16 protein-coding genes are annotated in these 17,803 nt (G+C 57.7%); 8 read left to right on the top strand and 8 right to left on the bottom strand.

All coding sequences use genetic code 11. From position 1 onward, the window contains the following. Positions 1-99: 99 nt before the first annotated feature. The 5 genes from ABD890_RS24775 to ABD890_RS24755 all read right to left on the bottom strand — a co-directional run bounded on the left by ABD890_RS24775 (position 100) and on the right by ABD890_RS24755 (position 4,293). On the bottom strand, positions 100-1,467 hold the full coding sequence (locus ABD890_RS24775) for a S1C family serine protease (protein ID WP_345095673.1): 1,368 nt from the start codon (positions 1,465-1,467) through the stop codon (positions 100-102). Positions 1,468-1,791: 324 nt separating this feature from the next. Continuing rightward, positions 1,792-2,481 carry a hypothetical protein gene (locus ABD890_RS24770; protein ID WP_345095671.1) on the bottom strand — a complete coding sequence of 230 codons (690 nt, stop codon included), beginning with the start codon at positions 2,479-2,481 and terminating at the stop codon, positions 1,792-1,794. Between the two features lie 181 nt (positions 2,482-2,662). Continuing rightward, entirely contained in the window at positions 2,663-2,902 is a 240-nt protein-coding gene (yidD, locus tag ABD890_RS24765; RefSeq protein WP_345095669.1) for a membrane protein insertion efficiency factor YidD, read from the bottom strand. Beyond that, complete coding sequence (rnpA, locus tag ABD890_RS24760) at positions 2,899-3,312, bottom strand: ribonuclease P protein component (RefSeq protein ID WP_345095667.1); 414 nt, start codon at positions 3,310-3,312, stop codon at positions 2,899-2,901. Before rnpA ends, yidD begins: the two co-directional genes overlap by 4 nt. A gap of 9 nt (positions 3,313-3,321) precedes the next feature. Continuing rightward, positions 3,322-4,293, bottom strand: a complete 972-nt coding sequence (locus ABD890_RS24755; RefSeq protein ID WP_345095665.1) for a DnaJ C-terminal domain-containing protein — start codon at positions 4,291-4,293, stop codon at positions 3,322-3,324. Between the two features lie 202 nt (positions 4,294-4,495). Between ABD890_RS24755 and ABD890_RS24750 the strand changes: the two genes are divergently transcribed. From ABD890_RS24750 to fliG, 6 genes are all read left to right on the top strand, one after another. After that, entirely contained in the window at positions 4,496-6,025 is a 1,530-nt protein-coding gene (locus ABD890_RS24750) for a CehA/McbA family metallohydrolase domain-containing protein (protein WP_345095663.1), read from the top strand. A gap of 141 nt (positions 6,026-6,166) precedes the next feature. Beyond that, positions 6,167-7,072 (top strand): alpha/beta fold hydrolase, encoded by a 906-nt coding sequence (locus ABD890_RS24745; protein ID WP_345095661.1) that lies wholly within the window; start codon positions 6,167-6,169, stop codon positions 7,070-7,072. After that, complete coding sequence (locus ABD890_RS24740) at positions 7,069-7,926, top strand: triphosphoribosyl-dephospho-CoA synthase (protein ID WP_345095659.1); 858 nt, start codon at positions 7,069-7,071, stop codon at positions 7,924-7,926. The genes ABD890_RS24745 and ABD890_RS24740 overlap by 4 nt, the downstream gene beginning before the upstream one ends. Before the next feature lie 35 nt (positions 7,927-7,961). Further along, complete coding sequence (locus ABD890_RS24735) at positions 7,962-8,447, top strand: 6-pyruvoyl trahydropterin synthase family protein (protein WP_345095657.1); 486 nt, start codon at positions 7,962-7,964, stop codon at positions 8,445-8,447. A 270-nt stretch (positions 8,448-8,717) separates the two neighbouring features. Next, on the top strand, positions 8,718-9,197 hold the full coding sequence (locus ABD890_RS24730) for a chemotaxis protein CheX (protein WP_345095872.1): 480 nt from the start codon (positions 8,718-8,720) through the stop codon (positions 9,195-9,197). Between the two features lie 232 nt (positions 9,198-9,429). Then, positions 9,430-10,455 (top strand): flagellar motor switch protein FliG, encoded by a 1,026-nt coding sequence (fliG, locus tag ABD890_RS24725; RefSeq protein WP_345095655.1) that lies wholly within the window; start codon positions 9,430-9,432, stop codon positions 10,453-10,455. A 2-nt stretch (positions 10,456-10,457) separates the two neighbouring features. On the opposite strand, the gene ABD890_RS24720 is transcribed toward fliG, so the two are convergent. The 3 genes from ABD890_RS24720 to ABD890_RS24710 form a co-directional block, all read right to left on the bottom strand. After that, a complete protein-coding gene (locus ABD890_RS24720) occupies positions 10,458-11,708 on the bottom strand; it encodes a hypothetical protein (RefSeq protein ID WP_345095654.1) in 1,251 nt (416 codons plus the stop codon). Between the two features lie 94 nt (positions 11,709-11,802). Further along, positions 11,803-13,053 (bottom strand): hypothetical protein, encoded by a 1,251-nt coding sequence (locus ABD890_RS24715; protein ID WP_345095652.1) that lies wholly within the window; start codon positions 13,051-13,053, stop codon positions 11,803-11,805. Positions 13,054-13,167: 114 nt separating this feature from the next. Continuing rightward, on the bottom strand, positions 13,168-14,460 hold the full coding sequence (locus tag ABD890_RS24710) for a hypothetical protein (protein WP_345095650.1): 1,293 nt from the start codon (positions 14,458-14,460) through the stop codon (positions 13,168-13,170). Positions 14,461-14,981: 521 nt separating this feature from the next. Here ABD890_RS24710 and ABD890_RS24705 point away from each other — a divergent pair. Together ABD890_RS24705 and ABD890_RS24700 are read left to right on the top strand one after the other, a co-directional pair. After that, positions 14,982-15,755 carry a 3-ketoacyl-ACP reductase gene (locus ABD890_RS24705; RefSeq protein ID WP_345095648.1) on the top strand — a complete coding sequence of 258 codons (774 nt, stop codon included), beginning with the start codon at positions 14,982-14,984 and terminating at the stop codon, positions 15,753-15,755. A gap of 214 nt (positions 15,756-15,969) precedes the next feature. Continuing rightward, positions 15,970-17,745, top strand: coding sequence for a flagellar basal body P-ring protein FlgI (locus tag ABD890_RS24700; RefSeq protein ID WP_345095646.1), 1,776 nt, complete (start codon positions 15,970-15,972; stop codon positions 17,743-17,745). Positions 17,746-17,803 lie beyond the last annotated feature (58 nt).

Genomic DNA, 17,803 nt, shown 5'->3' with positions numbered 1-17,803 from the left:
AGGAAACTTGTCCCAAGAACGCACTCAGGGCACGACCAACCGCAGGAAGGTTAGTCGTGCCCTGAGTGGTGCCTGGCCGCGAAGCCAGAGCCCGGTAGTTTATCGTTGCGTGATTTGCTGAGTGGCGGCCAGGCTGATGTCGCCGTACAAGGTATCCCGCTCCCGCAGAATGTAGAACCGGATGGCACCTCGTTGCGTGACCGACTTGTTCTTCAAGATGTAGTCGAGGTTCTCGTACGAGATCGTTTCCCAGTCGTGCATGCCAACCAGGATGTCGCCGATCTGAATGCCTTCCAGTTCAGCTGGGCTGCCAGCTCGGACGGCGACCACTTGCAGGCCACCACGGTAACGCGTGGCCAACTGGGCGAAATCTCGTTCTGGCATCGATTTGACTCGCACTCCCATCGTACGCCACGCCAGGTCCGAAACGTTGGTGGCACCGCTGAGGCTCTTCACCACGATCGCCAGTTGCTTGTCGCTTTCGCCCGAGCGATCGACGTTCAGCGAGATCTCTTCGCCTAGGTTGCGGTTCAGCAGGGCCAGTTCGACATCGAGCTGTCGCTCGATCTTTTGACCAGCCAGCTCGGTCAGGGTGTCGCCAATTCGCAGGCCAGCTGCGTCGGCGGGGCTGTCCTTTTCGACGCCGGTGATCTTGAAGACCGGACGGTCATTTTCCCACAGCGTCTTGCCGCGGATGCCGTGATACTGATCGCTCATGCGTTCGGTCGACATCATGCGGGAAGAGATTTCCATGACGGTGTCGACAGGGATGGCGAAACCAATGCCCTGGGCACCGACGCGGACAGCCACGTTGATTCCGATCATTTGACCATCGATGTTCAGCAGCGGACCACCCGAGTTGCCTGGGTTGATGCTGGCATCGGTCTGGATCAGGTCGTCGTACTTCTGGTTCTCGGTGACCTGGACGCTACGGTGCAGAGCGCTGATGATCCCGCGAGTGACGGAGTTTTCGTATCCGTAGGCGTTGCCAACCGCGATAACCGTTTCGCCGGGCATCAAGTCGGTCGACTTGCCAATGGTGATGCAAGGAAGTTCGTCGTCGGCATCGACCTTAATCACGGCCAGGTCGGTCGTCAGGTCGTGCGCGATCAGGCGAGCGATTAGCGTTTCGCCATTGTTGAAGGTGACCTGAATGCGGCGAACGCCATCGACCACGTGGTGGTTGGTGACAATGAACCCGCGACGGTCAATGATGACACCGGTACCCATGCCATTCACTTGGCGTGGGGTATCTCCGCCGACAGCACTGACAGCGGCCACGGTCTTGTGCCCGTGGATGTTCACGATCGATTCCTTCGCCGACTGGACCGCCTTGACGATCGGAGTCATGCGAAGCTCGGAGGCGTGAGCGAAGCTGCCGGCGAAAGCAGGCGAATAGCACACCGTAGCTGCGAGCAAGAGCCAGCACAGACGAACGGCGAGGTTATTCATAGAGGGTGAACGCATAGATCTCTCGTCTTTCGGCAACCCGGAGCGTCGTCGATACCTGTTGGAATGGCACCGCAGCTCCGATCGTTGCTTTCGACAGGCGGAGAGATGGATTAGCGGGCCGAAAGGTGTCATCGGAAGTCTCCCCTCGGTCGCTTCATCCCTCCCGGGTTGGGCCGCAGAGTCGACCTAGATTACCAGCAAGAAGGCCCTTTGTGCGCTAATTGTGCGGCCTGGGTAATGCAGTCCATGCCAGCGCAGCGACTGCATATCGGTCGAGGTGGATGTTTCGTACCGCGCAAGCATTCGCGGCGGTCAAGAATGAAGGGAAACGAGGGCGAACTATTCGAGTTCGATCGACTTCCACTTGCTAGAGATTGGCCGAACGGGTGCGTTCAGCGTGATCGGCGTGGCAACCCGCATGTCCTGATCAAGCGTCTTCGGCGCGTGTTCGTCGTCGGAAGGTTGTTCGGTCATACGGTCGTGGGTAGGCATGTGCTGCGGCATCGGCTTGGCCATCTTCGATGGCAAGGGACGCGGCTGCTCGTCCGTATAGATCACCTGGTTCGAGAAGACCGGGTGGGTGGGAACCGGATTGAATCGCGAGTGAGGAGGAATCAGCGGGGCGACAGCCGGAACGCGTTCCTCTTTCTTAGCACGATGCATCCACCACAAGGCTTTCAGGCGATGATGCCAGCCGAGCGAAATGCCATTCGACTCGGGCGGGCAGTTTCCTTCGCAAGCTTCGCCGCCAGGTGCCATCGCCAGTTCGGCAATTTTTGCCGGTGGCTTGGCAACTTCCTCAGCCATTTCGCCCTCGGTCACTTCCGAAAGCAGCGGAACCGGAGGTGGCTCGAGCTGCGGATCAGTCACCGATCCAAGTGCTGGCATGGCGTGTTCCGGAGCGGCACAGGTCGCCATCGTCGGTTGATCGGGGAAGTGGACATCGTCGTAGCGAACCGAGACACACCCGCTTTTCAGCAAGATTGCGACGGTAATCAGCGCGACAAGTTTCTTCCCGTACAGCCGCATCGCGGATGCCACTCCCTGGCAGTCAGCAAAGATGGTTGCTCCCCTTCCGCAACTCTGCGAAAGCACACTCTCATGTATCGGTGGAGATGAGTGGAATCTTTTGCGTAACCGGCAAACTTTGCCAAAGGCCGCTGCTAGCGAGAGATCGGGCGTCGTTTCTTGCGCGATCGTAGTTGGCTGGCTATGGAGGATCGAAGCCGCTCTTACAGAGTGGGTTGCACCGCAGGATGCGATAGGCCCCGCGGATCGCTCCCGAGACCGGGCCATACTTACGGACGGCCTGGATGAAGTAGTTGCTGCAGCTGGGTTGGAAGCGACACTGCTGACCGACCCAGGGGCTGAGGGTGTATTGATAGCACCGCACCAGGAAGATCATCACTTCGGCCAGCAAAGCTCGACTGGCGGCAAATAGAAACATCATGGACTGGGCTTTCCGGAAGAAGGTTGCCCGGCGCTCCCATGGTTGCGTTTCCATTTCCGCACCGCGCGATGGGCCAGCTGCACCAGTCCATTTTCGAGGTCGGCAAAGCCTGGATGCATCTTCGATTGGGGCAGCACCACGAAGTCGAACCCTCGAGGAAGCTTCTCGCGATTGGTGCGGAAAACTTCGCGCAGCCGCCGCTTCCAGCGATTCCGCTGGACGGCATTGCCGATCTTCTTTTTGGCCACGACCAGGCCCAGACGGCAGACGCCCAGATCGTTGCGGGCCGCATAGACCACCAGCCAGCCGTTACCGGCGGAAGATCGGCGGGTGAATACCGCGTCGAAATCGGCCGGCGTTTTCAAACGAAGCTCGGCCGAAAATCGTTGAGACTTTTCCGTCACACGCATGCCTTCCACTTACCAGCGAAGGTCTTTGCGAGGATCTTGGGGATGCTGGCTGGCGAACTCTTCGACTGCTTGCTTCAACTCTTCCGTCGGACTTTCAGGGATGGTGACCTGCAACACAACATAGAGGTCGCCAGGTTCGCCAGATGCCGCCGGCACGCCCTGACCGCGAACACGCAAGCGTCGTCCGCTGGAACTGCCTGCAGGGATCTTCATGGTGACGGTGCCAGCTGGCGTGGGAACATCGACCGAGCCACCCAGTAGTGCTTCGCCCAGGGTAATCGGAACGGTGACTTCCAGGTCCTTGCCGTTACGGGTGAAGTATTTGTGAGCGTCGACGTGGATCCGAATAAGCAGGTCGCCGGCCGGTCCGCCATTGGGACCAGGGTCGCCTTGGCCGCGTAGACGGATCTTCTTGCCATCTTCGATACCAGGAGGAATCTTGGCGGTCAGCCGTTCCATTTCGCCGCTGGGACGACGAACGTTCAGGTTGATCTCGCCACCTTCCATAGCCTGCTTGAAGGGGACGTTCACGTCGTGCTGCAGATCGTTGCCACGCATCGGTTGCGCTTGGCGACGACGACCTCCGCCGCCTCCACCGAATCCGCCACCGAACATGTCGGCAAAGCCTCCGCCGCCACCTCCGCCGAAGAGATCGCCCAGGTCAAACTCGAACTGGGATCCTCCGGGGCCGCCAGGACCACCTTGCGATCGCCACTGATGGAAACCACCTGGACCGCCGCCCGGTCCGCCGGCACCCATGTGCTCGAAGTTACTGCCGAACTGGTCGTACTTCTTCCGCTTTTCGGCATCCCCGATGACGTCGTAGGCGTTCTGAATTTCCTTGAACTTGGTCTTCGCCGCCTCGTCGTCAGGGTTCAGGTCGGGATGATACTTCTGAGCCAGTTTCTTGTAGGCCTTCCGAATCTCTTCCGGAGTCGCGGAGCGAGAAACGCCCAAAATTTGATAGTAGTCTTCAGCCATGAACTTCTACGATTTCGCCTAACTGATGTTCTGAAAACAACTTCCAACACAAACGCAGGGTTCGATTCGCCCGATTTCAAGCATCCGGCGGAACCCCCTGCAAGCTATTCTATACTTGGAAGCCGCCCTGGGGAGAGCGGCCGATTATCCCATAATTGATAAAGCGACACACGCGCCGCCCTTTCAAAAAACTGTCTTTGCCATGCTTTTACCTTCGGTATTCGTCTTCCTCCGCCATTGCTTGGCCCTGGTGGCACTGCTGCTGATGCCAACCATTTTGCTGGCTGCCTACGCCGAATACGAACTGCGCGTGGTCGATGCCGAGACGCAACTTCCGTGCTCGGCGAAGATTCGGATTTTGAACTCTCGCGAAAAAGCCCAGCGAATCGACGGGGCGTTGATGATCGACGGAACGGCCTATTTCACCGGCAGTTTGAAAATGAAGCTGCGCCCAGGGCCATACAACTTTCGTCTCGATGCCGGGCCAGAATATCCCTTCATGGAAGGATCGTTCATCCTGAATTCTGGCGACACTGACAGTCGGACGATCGAGCTGAAGCGCTTCATCGATATGAAGAAGGAAGGCTGGTACCCCGGTAATGTGGCACTTTCTGGTGGCACGAAAGACCTGGAAACGATCATGCTGGCCGACGATCTGGTGCTGGGAACGCAGATCACCTGGAACAATCAAATCAATCCTTGGGCCGGCCGACCGATCACCAAATTACGCGACGAATTCGGGACATTTCGTTCTCTGTGGGAGATGGGGGGCGAAGATGCCCGAGCCGGTGGCAAACTATGGTTCTCTCGCATGAACGAGCCTCTGCCGGTGCAGCGACTGCAGCCAGAGTACCCTGCGGCAACGTTCTTCGAGGCCGATTTGAAGAAGGCTCATGTCACCGCAGCCAGTCCTTTGGAACCGGATCTGCCACTGTGGATCTCGCACGATCTACTCGATTCGATCGCCATTTTGGGCCCGGAAATCGAAGGCTATACCTTCTCGGACAAGCATCCGCTGGCCAAAGAAGCAGGCAAAATCCGCAAGGGAGATGTTACCGGCAAGGCTCGGCTGGCACTCGATATCTATTACAAACTGCTGGAAACCGGGCTGCGAATTCCTCCCGTCGCCGCCAATGGCACCAATGAAGATGCCGAGTCATCGCGACTCGATCGCGTCTACGCCCAGGTCGAAGGGACCTATTCGCCCGATGCCTGGTGGGACGCGATTGACGCCGGAAATCTGTTCGTCACCAACGGGCCGCTGCTAAGGGCGAGTGTCGAAGGCTATCCGCCGGGGCACGTTTTCCCGATCAATATCGGCGAAAAGCATGAATTTCAAATCGCCTTAAGCCTCGCCACGCGGCAGCGGATTGCCTATCTGGAAGTCATCAAGAATGGCAAGAAGGAGATCGAGGTCTCGCTCGACGAATATAAGGATCGACGCGGGATTTTGCCTCCGCTGGAGTTCAGCGACTCGGGCTGGTTTCTGGTGCGTGTCGTGACGGAAGAGTCGGGCTACTATCAATACGCCACGACTGCTCCATTCTTTGTCGAAGCGAATGGACAGCCTCGGATCAGCAAATCGGCGTCGGAATTCTTCCGCGACTGGGTGTTTCGCCGGGCCATGAACATCGATCTGCCCGATGGCGACCAGCGTAACGAAATCATTGATTTGCAGCGCGAAGCCCGCGATTTCTGGCAAAAGCGGGCCAAGATGGCCAACGTGCCCTAACGCTGGCCCCCAACTGCGAGGGTTGGTCGCGAAAGCGAACCCGCCCCCTGCCCTGTGGCTGAGGTGGGCCGCCACCTAGTGATCTCGCTTGGAACCGGTAAACTAGGGGTTTCGATCCTTCCGCGAGACCTCGAATAGACCATGTCCGAGTCGGCCGCTTGGCGCAAGCTATATCCGTTTTCGTCGCATTACCTGGCATTGCCCGATGCGCGGTATCACTACGTCGACGAAGGTTCCGGCCAGCCGATCTTGATGGTGCATGGCAACCCGACCTGGTCGTTCTATTGGCGAAACATTGTTTCGCAGTTTCGAGATCAATATCGCACGATCGCCGTCGATCACATCGGCTGTGGCCTTTCGGACAAGCCGCAGAATTACAACTATTGTCTGCAGCAGCATATCGATAACCTGGTCACGTTGATCGACAAACTCGATCTGCGGGACATCAATCTGCTGGTGCACGATTGGGGCGGAGCGATCGGCCTGGGGGCGGCTCTGGCGCGGCCTGATCGATTTGCACGCCTGGTGCTGTTCAACACCGGTGCGTTTCCGCCGCCCTACTGTCCGCTACGGATTCGAGCGTGTCGTATTCCAGGGCTGGGCCCGTGGATGGTTCGCACGTTCAATGCCTTTGCCCGGCCGGCGTTGACGATGGCGACCGAGAAGCCCGAGAAGTTCACGCCGGACGTTTGTGCCGGGTACATTGCCCCGTACGACAACTATCACAACCGCATTGCGACGGCTCGCTTCGTGCAGGATATTCCGCTGTCGACCAGCCATCCGACATATGGCGTGCTGAAGCAAATGGAAGAACGCCTGCCCACCCTCTCGCACCTGCCGATCCAGTTGATCTGGGGCGCGAAAGACTGGTGCTTCCGCATGGAATGCCTCGAGCGGTTCCAAACGATCTGGCCGACTGCACGAGCGACCGTTTACGAAGATTGTGGTCACTATGTGGTGGAAGACGCCAGCGAACGCATCGAACCGCTGCTCCGCAATTTCCTGCAAGATGAGCCCGAAGTCGCCGCGGCCGAGATGCCACGATGAGCGATTCGAAACGGCTCTCGATCGGTCAACTGGCAACGTTGGCTTGTACGCTGGAAGTGTGCGCTCCGAAGCCTGGCAATGTCCATCGCAGCGCCGATTTTGAAGACGTCACGCTGCAAGACTTTCTCGCCAGTGCGGTCGCGATCGGTCCGGTTTTCGATCAGGCCAAGACGTTGCCGCTAGGAAAACTGGTGCTACAAGCGGTCGAAGCGACTTCGCTGGTCACACGGACAAACACGAACCTCGGCATGATTTTGCTGATGGCACCGTTGGTAGCCGCGGCGGATGAAAGCCGGTTGCAGGAAGGTGCCGCGGAAGTCATTCGGCAATCAACCGCCGACGATGCCGCCGCAATTTACGAAGCGATCCGTCTGGCCACGCCTGGCGGGATGGGGCAATCGGATGAACATGATGTCTCGGGCACGGCCCCGTCGCATATCGTCGAGGCGATGCAGATCGCGGCAGACCGCGATCTGGTGGCCCGCCAGTACGTCAAGCGATTTAGCGACGTATTTGATTTGGTGGTCCCACTGCTGTTGGATGAAAGCCGCCAGAAGCTTCCGCTCAGCCATCGGATTGTGCATGCTCATATCGCTTTGATGGCTCGTCTTCCGGATACCTTGATCGCCAGAAAGAATGGGCCAGAATTAGCTCAGCAAAGTGCCGTGATGGCCCAGCGGGTGCTCGATGCCGGGCCACCGTTCGAGGACGACTACCTGCAGCAACTTGCCAATCTCGACTTTTGGCTCCGCTGCGATGGCCACAAGCGAAATCCCGGGACCACGGCCGATCTGATCGCGGCCGGCCTGCTGGTCTGCTTGCGACAGAATCGAATCGTCGCCCCGTTTGTTTAGTCGATCGCATTTCCCTTCGCCGAGGATCTCGCCCCATGCCGATTCGTCACTGGGTCAAACTGACCAAAGATCACCTGGTATTCAGCGCGGGACACTTCATTACCTTCGGTGGCAACATCTGCGAGCGTATCCACGGCCATAACTACAAGGTCGAAGTCGAATTGCACGGTCCGCTGGACGAGAATCACTACGTGGTCGATTTCATTGCCCTGCGAGACTCGTTGCAGGAGATCGTCAACGGGCTCGATCACCGCATGCTCTTGCCCACGCAGCATCCGACAATCCACGTTCAGTCGGACGAGAAGGAAGTGACGGCGACCTTCGAGGAGCGACGGTGGGTTTTTCCGAAGGAAGAATGCGTGCTGCTGGACATCCCCAACACCACGACCGAATTGCTGGCCCAATGGATTGGTCAGCAGTTACTGTCCCTGCTGGAAAGCCGTTTGCAGTGGAAACCCGAAGTCCTGAGGGTCGGAGTTGACGAAAATTACGGTCAGTGGGGTTATTGCGAGTTCTCCTAGCGAAATCGGGCCGGACAATCGTTGCAATCGTCATGGTCGATTTGGCACACCTTCCTTTTTGCTACATGCCGCTGAACGAAATTTGCATTCCTCGATCGGGGTGGCAAAAAACAGCACTGCGGTGAGCGATTTCTGTTTGACCGCGCGTGTGAGCGATCTATTTTTTGGAGTCTTCCGAGCCAGGACAGCTTCACGCCACGCGTCGAAGTTGCAGCCGCAGAAGACGGTAGTGTCGCGTCAACGTAGTCACCTAGAACCTTGGTGTCCAACATGCAGGTCGAATACATCAACCCGTTCATCCGCTCTACGACTGTCACCTTCGACACCATGCTTGGTTGTTCTATCAAACGGGACAAGCTGTGCATGGCCGATCAGGTCAATGAACGCTTTGAGGTTAGCGGCGTGATCGGCCTTTCTGGTCGTGCCCAAGGTTCGGTCGTAGTTTTGTTGTCGCAGGAAGTCGCGGTCCACGCGGCTGCCGCAATGCTGATGATGGAACCCAGCGAATTCGATGGCCTGACCGACGACGTCGTCGATGCCGTCGGTGAAATTGCCAACATGGTGGCAGGCTCGGCCAAGGCGGAACTGGAAGAGTTCCAGCTTTCGATCAGCTTGCCAAACGTTGTGGTCGGTCACCCTCCGGACATTCGCTTCCCTTCGGAAGTGAAGCCGATCGCCGTGACGTTCGACTGCCCTTGGGGCCCAATGGCTTTGAAGGTTGGTTTCACCCCGCTGCCGGTCATGGCCTAAGCATCGCATCCAATTCAAAAATCCCTCAGGCCCGACCCGGTTCTGAGATCGACGCGGCAGCGGGAACCCAGTGGGATTCGGCTGCCGTTTTGCATTTCCCGGCTCTCGTTCCAGAAGATCCAGCTGCTAGCAGTTGGGGTGCCGAGCGATTTTGACTAATCGTCAAAGTCGAACTTGTCGATCAATACGGATACACGAGCCTCTCATTTCCTGTCGTCCCCTGTCGACTACCATGGCCAAACGCGATCCAAGCCAGCACTTCTCGAACCCAGCGCTCCGCAAGGCCGCCATCATTTTGATGACGCTGCCTGAGGATGAGGCTGCGAAGTTGATGGGGAAGCTGACGCCGAAACAGGTCGAATCGGTCTGTATCGAGATCGCGCAGCTCGACAATTTGAGCGGAGCCGAGCAGGAAGCGGCCATTTTGGCCTTCGCCGAGCAGAATCCCAATCAGCTGGGCGGCGGCGGCGGCGGGATCAACCTGGCAAAGAGCCTCGTGACGAAGGCTTTAGGTAAGAATGCGACCGAAACGCTGGACAACGTCCGCCAGTCGGTTGAATCGGTTCCCTTTGGCTTCTTGCGGAAGGTCGATAGTCAGAACTTGCTGACCTTTATCGTGGACGAACATCCGCAGACGATCGCCCTCATTCTGTCTCACTTGCCTGCTTCGTACGGTGCCGAGTTGATCTCGGGCTTACCGGCTGAGCGGCAGTTATCGGTCATCCGCCGTATCGCCAACATGGGGCAAACCAACCCCGAGGTGATCCGCGAGGTCGAACGTGGGCTGGAAGATCGAATGGCCAGCGTGATGAGCCAGTCGTTCGAGAACGCGGGCGGTATCCCCAGTGTGGCCGAGATCCTCAACGTTACCGACCGCAGCACCGGCAAGGCCCTGCTCGAGAATCTCTCGCAGGAAGACCCTGACCTGGTCGAAGAAATTCGCCGCTTGATGTTCGTCTTCGACGATATTCAAAAGCTGGCCGACAAAGACATCCAAGCGGTTCTCAAGAACGTCGAGACCTCGCAGTGGGCCATGGCACTCAAGGGAGCCAGCCAAGACCTGCGCGACAAGATCGTCGGCAACATGTCGAAACGTGCCGGCGAAATGCTGCTGGAAGAAATGGACTTCCTCGGCTCGGTCAAGCTGTCGGAGGTTGAAGGCGTTCAGCAGCAGATCGTCGATATCGTGCGTCGTCTGGAAGATGCCGGCGAAATCCAGCTCTCGGTTTCGGACGAAGAAGAAATGATGATCCAGTAGCCCTAAGGCTGGCTACTGGAAGCACTCAAGGTCGACCGAGCTCGTTCGTTTTCGAGCCAGGCCTGGGCTTCTACCTGGCAGGTCTGCACCATACCGTCGTAGCTGGGATACCCGATCTTTCCTTCCTGGCTGGATAGCGAATGGCCGGTGATTTCTTCAAACAGTCGCACGCAGCCATCGCTGCTGCGCATCGGCCAGTAGCCCATTTCATGGTGGCGGATCCAGTAGGTGGTGATTTTCATGGGGCGGATGTCGTCCATCCGGCCGACGATCGCCGGCAGCGCCGCTCGCCCAAGCTCCTTAAGCTGTGCGATTCCGTTCAGCGATTTCTCCGTGTCGGTCATGTCATCGCTAGGCCATGGCTGACGATGGATGATCGAAACCCAGAAGTCTGCTTGTTGTGATTTGCTCCACCCTTTCATGTCGGGAACTTCAACGACCTCTTCAAACGGGTCGTGATCGCCAGCCAGCAAAACATACCCTTCGACCAGCGAGACCACATGCTCGTAGTCGACGTTGTCCGGCACGCGTGAAATGCGGAGCCAACGTTCGAGCATTTGTTCGTCCGTGAGTTTAGGAGATTTCTGAGCGATCGCGTCATTGCGAAGCGTGCGAGCGTAGTGCGTCCCCACGAACTGGTTCAAATTGGAATACTGTTCGCCAGTGACACCCATCCGCTTCAGATATCTGGGATAAGTCTCTTCCGCGAACTGGTACATCTTGATGGCTTGCTCAAGGTCACCTTGCGTTAGCAGGATATAAGCGTAGCGGGCAATCTCGAGCACACCTTCGGCTCGACGCATGTAGGCTGCTTTACGGCGCTCGATTCGGAGAACCGAGCTGGCTCGATTCTGAACGTTCGAGGGGATGACGAGCCAGGCCAGGCGATAGTCGGCCTTTTCCAGTTGTTCGTCGACCAGCTCTTGCTGCAAGTCATAATGAATGCGTGGCCGTTCCGCTCCGGTTGGCGGCACCGGGAAACGCTTCAGCTCACCATCCCAGGTTCGGATCGAAACGAATCCGTCTACCTGCTCGAGCAACCAGCCTTCATGCCGCTCGGCCGCGTTGTACGGACCGGTGCTCAGCTCGACCCAGGGCTTGCCTTCCAGATCGGCGCTATTGGCGACGTCGAATAGGCCTGAGAGCCTTTGGATTTGCGAGATGACCTGAGGATCAGGTTCTTCCGCGCAGATTTGCCGCTGGCTTGCCTCCAGCGAAACCAACATCGCCAGCATCGCGACGATGATACCCATTGCTGACCGCTTCACCGAAATACTCCTGTCGTTCCATCCGTCGGTTTGGGGATGGCTCTATTGTGGAGGTTGCTCACCCCACCGGCAACCATTTTTATGGCATTTGCCGGCGTCGGACAAGTTCCGCGTCCCACCAGGCCTGGGCCTTGGCCTGGCACTCGGCCGCGACGCCGTCGTAGGTGGGATGATGGGTTTTGGCTTCGCGATCGAAGATCTGGTGCTTCGTCATATCCTCGAAGATCGTCACGCAGCAGTCGCCATAACGCAGCGGCCAGACATGCATATGGCGGTAGCGAATGTAACGCGATTGGCACCGGGTCGGACGCATGTCGGTCATGTGCTCGATCAATGTCGGTATGGCTGCATCGCCGAGCTTCTTCAGCTCGAGGGCCGGGTTCACTTCCTTGCGAACGTTTCGCATCAGCAGCGTCGGCATCGACACGTAGTTCCGCAGGTGATACATCCAATAATCGACTTGTTCCTGCTCGCTGAGCGCGGCGATTTCGCGGGACGAAAGCTCCGGCACGGTTCCTTCTTCCCCGACCAGCAGTTGATAGCCGGCGACGAGCTTCTTCACGTCTTCGTGAAATAAATCGTCCGGCAACATAGCCATCCGCAGCCAGAGGTGGGCGATCTCGCCGAACGGATGGCCATTGCGTGTCATCAGCACGGACCGCGTGCGGAGCTCGGCGGCGAAGAACCAATCGAGAAACGGATCGAGCTCGACCAGCGCTTCATGAGGCACGCCGCGGATATCGAGGAACGTTTGCTGTTTTTGTTCCAGTTGATCGAATAGCTCTAAGGCATGCTCGCGGTCGTCCTGGATCCACGCCGCGAACGTATAGCGAGCCGTATCGAGAAGCGTTTGAATGGTAATCGCGTTGCGGTCGCGTTGTTTCAAGTGCTGGAGGAATTCGCGACTGCGCTGGGCGAAATCGATTTCGCGGTATTCCCAGGCCACCACATAGTCGGACGGCTCAAGGCTGGCGACATCCAGCTTGCCATTCAAAAGCCGCACCAGCGCCGGCCGTTGAAGACCATCCGAGGGAAAACGAAGCCGCCGCAGATCTCCTTGCCAATCGAGAAGCTGAATCTGATCGGTATCCTGATCGACCACCCACCCTTCGAGCAATTTCGGGGCATTGCTCGGTCCTGTTTCGATGACCGCCCATGGTTTGTCGATCAGAAGCTGGGGATCTTCAAGCGAGAGCAAACGCGAGAACCGCGTAATCTGTTCGGCGACCTGTGGGGCTGGCTCGGCAGCGGTGGCAACCGACAACGACATCCCGACCAGCAGGCAAATCGAAAGGGTCTTCTGGGCTAGGCTTCGTGCAAGTTGGTTCATCGCGGCCCTCCAGTGGCAAAGTGCCCAGTCATCGAAAAGCTGCCGGCCGGAACTTGGCTTGCCGACCCGCTTCGTCGCAGCTTCCAGCATAACCGATGCGGAGAAAATGTCCGATTAAGGTTGCTGCTCTTGCCACCAGGCGGCAGCTTTCGCCTTGCAATCGGCGGCCTGACCGTCGGTGCTGGGATAGCTGGTGGTGGTCTTTCGGCGATAGATCCGTTTGTTCGCGATGGCCTCGAAGATCTGCACGCAGCAATCGCCGTAAGTCAGCAGGTGGATATCGTCGTCCGAAGCGATCCGCCAATAGCCGAAGCAACGTGTGGGACGCGTGTCGTCCATATGCTCGATCAAAACCGGAATCGCGGCGGTGCCCAGCTTGCGAAGTTCGTCCGCCGGGTTGGGTGGAGCCGTTTCTCCTTCCGGCACGGTGGGCACCAGCAAGACATTGCACATGCCAGGCTCGGTTTGTTGGCGAGCGTTGTGATCTCGCAAGTGATGCATCCAATAGGCAACCTGTTGATCGACCGGCATCGACTCAATTTCATCGCCCCGGGGTTCTTCCCAGTCGATATCTTCTTCGATCAAACGCTGATAGCTGGTCGCCATCTGGTCCGCTTCCGGCTGTAGCTTGTTCTTGGGAAGCGACAGAATCTGCTGCCATAACGCGAGCAGTTCGCCTCGTGAAATCCCCGCGCAGCCACGGCGAATGGCGCTCGTTCGCAACTCTCGGGCTTGATGCTCGACTAAGAATTGATCGAGATCCTGCTCGGCTTCGCGATACTTTTCGATGTAGGCTTTGTGCTGATCGCGGGCTAATTTGTGCAACTGGTTGGCCACTTCGATTTCGCCCAGATCGAAGGCGTAGGCCGCGTACTTGGCACTATCAACCAGGCTTCGTATGGCGTCCTTCTTGTCGTAGGCAAACTGATCCGCCCGGTTCAGAAACGAAACGTCGATGGCCGGTGGCCAACCTTTAAGTTGATGCTCGCACATCTCGGTGAAGTCGCACTCTTCGATATCCCACGCCGTCATGAAACCAGGATCTTGGTCGTGGCGAATCTTCAGGCTCACGATTTTTCCATTCGGATCACGTTCGACCTTTTCAACTTCCGGTCGCGTGACGCCTGGCTTCGGTTTGCGAAACCGCTGGAGTTCCCCTTCCCAGGTCAAGATCTGAAGCTGTTCGGCATCATCGTCCATCCGCCAGCCGCGATGGGTGAGACCATAGTCGTCAGGCCCGGTCTCGAACTCGATCCAGCCCTTCCCGACGATTGAAGGAACACTGGCTGGCCGAAACAACTGCCCCCATCGCCGCATCTGCTCGGTGGGCTCGGCTGCCAATGCAGTTGTGGCCACACCGAGGGCGAGCGCAAAGACGAGAGTTTGGGCGGAACGATGGGCTGGCATAACGAACGTATCTTCTAGCGGTTTTCACTTCGATAACGAGTAGGACCGGGCGCCATGGTACCTAGTCCGAATTTCGATTCCCAGCGCCGGTTCGCCAGTCCGCGGGTAGCGGTTTGCCAATTCGGGGCTAAATGGACCAATTCGCCAATGCTTAGCTGGCGAAAAATTTTTTAGAAATCGGTCGTGACACGGACCAGGGGATTTCGTATTTACTCCCCCGTCGCTGACACAAAGTGGCGACAGGTTACAGGAAACGGACATCGGAAGTCCTTTGTCGTTGGTAGTTTGCGGGAACTGCCTGCCCCCCCTCCTGGGCTGAAGCTCATACTTGTCAAGAATATACGGCTACTGGGTCGGCCGTCTTGGCAAGTGCTTCACAGAGGGCTTCCGGTCAGACCTCTGGAGCTTGGGTCATTTGCTCCAGAGGTCGCCTCCACCGACGGGGCGAGAGATTCTACGATGAATCCTCGCCCCGTTTTTTTATGCGCCTTCGTAATCCAATCTTTGACGAGTCCTTTCTCATGTCGAATCCTGTTGCCATCGTTACCGGTAGCTCGCGAGGAATCGGTCGAGCGATCGCTCAGCAACTGGCGGCCGACGGTTTTTGCGTCACGGTCAATTACAATTCGAGCCCTGATGCCGCCAACGAAGTGGTCGCCCAGATTGAAGCGGCCGGCGGCGCGGCCATTGCCGTTCAAGCGAGTGTCGCTTCGCCGGAAGGTCGGGCCCAACTGCTCGAGCAGACGTTGGCCAAATGGCAGCGGCTGGACGTTCTGGTCAATAACGCCGGTATCACCTCGCCAGGCAGACTCGACCTGTTGGAAGCAACGCCCGAGAACTGGGACCTGGTGCTCGGTACCAACCTGAAAGGCCCGTTCTTCCTTTCTCAGGCCGCCGCCAACAGCATGCTCGGCCAGATCGAGCAAGGCATCATTGCCGGGGGGAAGATTATTAATCTGTCCTCCCTTTCGGCCTATGCCAGTAGCCCCAACCGGGCCGATTACTGCATTGCCAAGGCGGGCCTGGCGATGATGACCAATTTGTTCGCCGATCGGCTGGGGGACGAAAAGATCCAGGTCTTTGAAGTCTGCCCCGGTGTCATTGCCACCGACATGACAGGCCCGGTCAAAGAGAAATACGACCAGCAAATCGCCGATGGCCTGAGCCCGATCAAGCGATGGGGCCAGCCAGAAGACGTTGCCAAGGCGGTTTCGGCCATCTGTGCCGACTATTTTCCGTTCAGCACCGGCCAACGGATCAACGTTGATGGAGGCTTCCATCTTCGTCGCCTGTAAACATCCATGTCGTCTTGTACGAGGCCGCTGCAAGCCTGGCAGCGGTCCAAGGCGGCGGCAGGTCCCCCGGTGAGATCTGCCTTCTGCGGGTGGTCGCCTGAAAATCTGATCTTGACCGGTGCTATCAGTTTCTTCTATGGTCTCGGGCGATATGGTCTTTCGGGAAAGGAATTCCCTAGGCCAAACCGTAGGTTTATCGACGGATCTGCACCTAATGGCACCGCACGGACGCTCTCATACGGCACGTTATCTACTTCTCAGTCTGATGATCGGCGGATCATTGGTCACCGCAGGTTGCATCAGCCCGTGGACCAGCAAAGACGTAGATGAAAAGCAACCTTCCCACGAGTGGGACAAAGTTCGGATGGTCGGCGATCTGACCGTTCCGGGCGGTCTTAACACGGCCGTGGTGAAAGGGGTTACGCTGCTGACCGGGCTTCGTGGCACCGGTAGCGATCCACCTCCCTCCCCTGCCCGCGATCTGCTGCTGAACGAAATGCGCGTTCGCGAAGTCGATCAGCCGCAAATGTGGATGAAGAATCCCAACACTGCGCTGGTGATGGCGGAAGCCGTGATTCCTCCTGGGGCTCGCAAAGGGGACACCATCGATGTCCGTATTCTCGCTCCGGCAGAAACCGACACCGTCAGCATCGAACATGGTTACGCCCCGGAAACTCGCCTCTCGGAAATGGCGTTTCTCGGCGGTCGACCTCGTACCGGTAACGTTGTCGCCAAAGCGTCGGGCCCCGTCGTGCTCGATAGCGTTGTCGAAGGCAACTCCGGTAAATCGAACATGACACGCGGCTACATCCTGGGTGGCGCCGTGATGGAAGAAGAACGCCCGCTGGGGCTTGGTTTGATTGAAGGCCAGGCCTCGATCGCCGCCAGTGCCAATATTGGTACTGCGATCAACAACCGCTTTTACATGTACCGCAACGGCAGCAAGCAAGGTGTCGCCACGCCGAAGACCGACAAGTTCATCGCGTTGGACGTCCATCCGCTGTACGAAGGCAATATTAACCGCTACATGCGAGTGGTTCGCTTTATCCCAATCGTTCAAGGGACTCAGTTCCGTCGCCGTCATATCATCGAGTGTGAAGCAGAGCTGCTTCAGGAAGAAACCGCCCAGGCCGGTGCGTTGAAGCTGGAAGCGGTCGGCAAAGAAGGGATTCCTTCGCTTAAGAAGGGCCTGTCGTCGAACAGCGAATTGGTCCGCTTCTGTTCCGCGGAATCGCTGGCGTTTTTGAGCGATCCTGCTTGTATTGAACCTCTGACCGAAGCGGCCCGAACCCACAACGGTTTCCGTTTCCGTGCTTTGGTGGCGTTGGGCTCGTTTGACGACCTGGACGTGATCGATAGCTTGGAAGGCTTGCTGCACGCTGAAAGTGCGGAAGCTCGTTACGGGGCGTTCGATCAGTTGAAGAAGCGTTCTGCCGTGCTCCCTTCGGTGGCTGGCGATCTCTTGGAGAACGCCGTTCACATGCACCTGGTCCGATCCGCATCGACTCCGCTGGTCCACTTCCGTTTGAAGGATCGGCCCGAAATCGTGATTTTCGGCAACGAAGTCCGTTTGGAAGGGGAAGTCGCTTATATTGGTCCGGAAGGCCTGACAATTCGCTCGGATGGGCATCGTAAGCTCCGAATTGTCCGCTTTCAGCCCGATGGCAGCGAACTGGAGCAATACTGCTCGAGCGAGCTGAAGGACGTGATCAAGTCGTTGGCTACCATCGACTGTGGCTACGGCGAAATCGTCCGCACGGTCTTTGCCCTGCGAAACGAGGGGTATTTGAACGTTCGCGTCGAAGTGAACGCCATGCCACGCCCAGACCGCAAGTACGTCCGCACCGAAGAACTGGAAACGACGGATAGCACCGAGGAATCGGTCACAGAGAACTTCACCCAGTCGGAAGAAATCCCCCAACCGGAAGAGTCGACAGAAGTGAAGACCTACGCTGACGGGGATGACGCCTTGATCCCAACGTTCGATTAGAGGACGCTGGTATGTTTACCCTTGGTGTCCTATTAATCCGTCGCCGGTTCGGAGCCGA

The sequence above is a fragment of the Bremerella cremea genome, from assembly GCF_039541315.1.
Lineage (GTDB): Bacteria > Planctomycetota > Planctomycetia > Pirellulales > Pirellulaceae > Bremerella > Bremerella cremea.
Note: the sequence above shows the minus strand (reverse complement) of the source record. Positions and strands in the feature narration are given on the sequence as shown.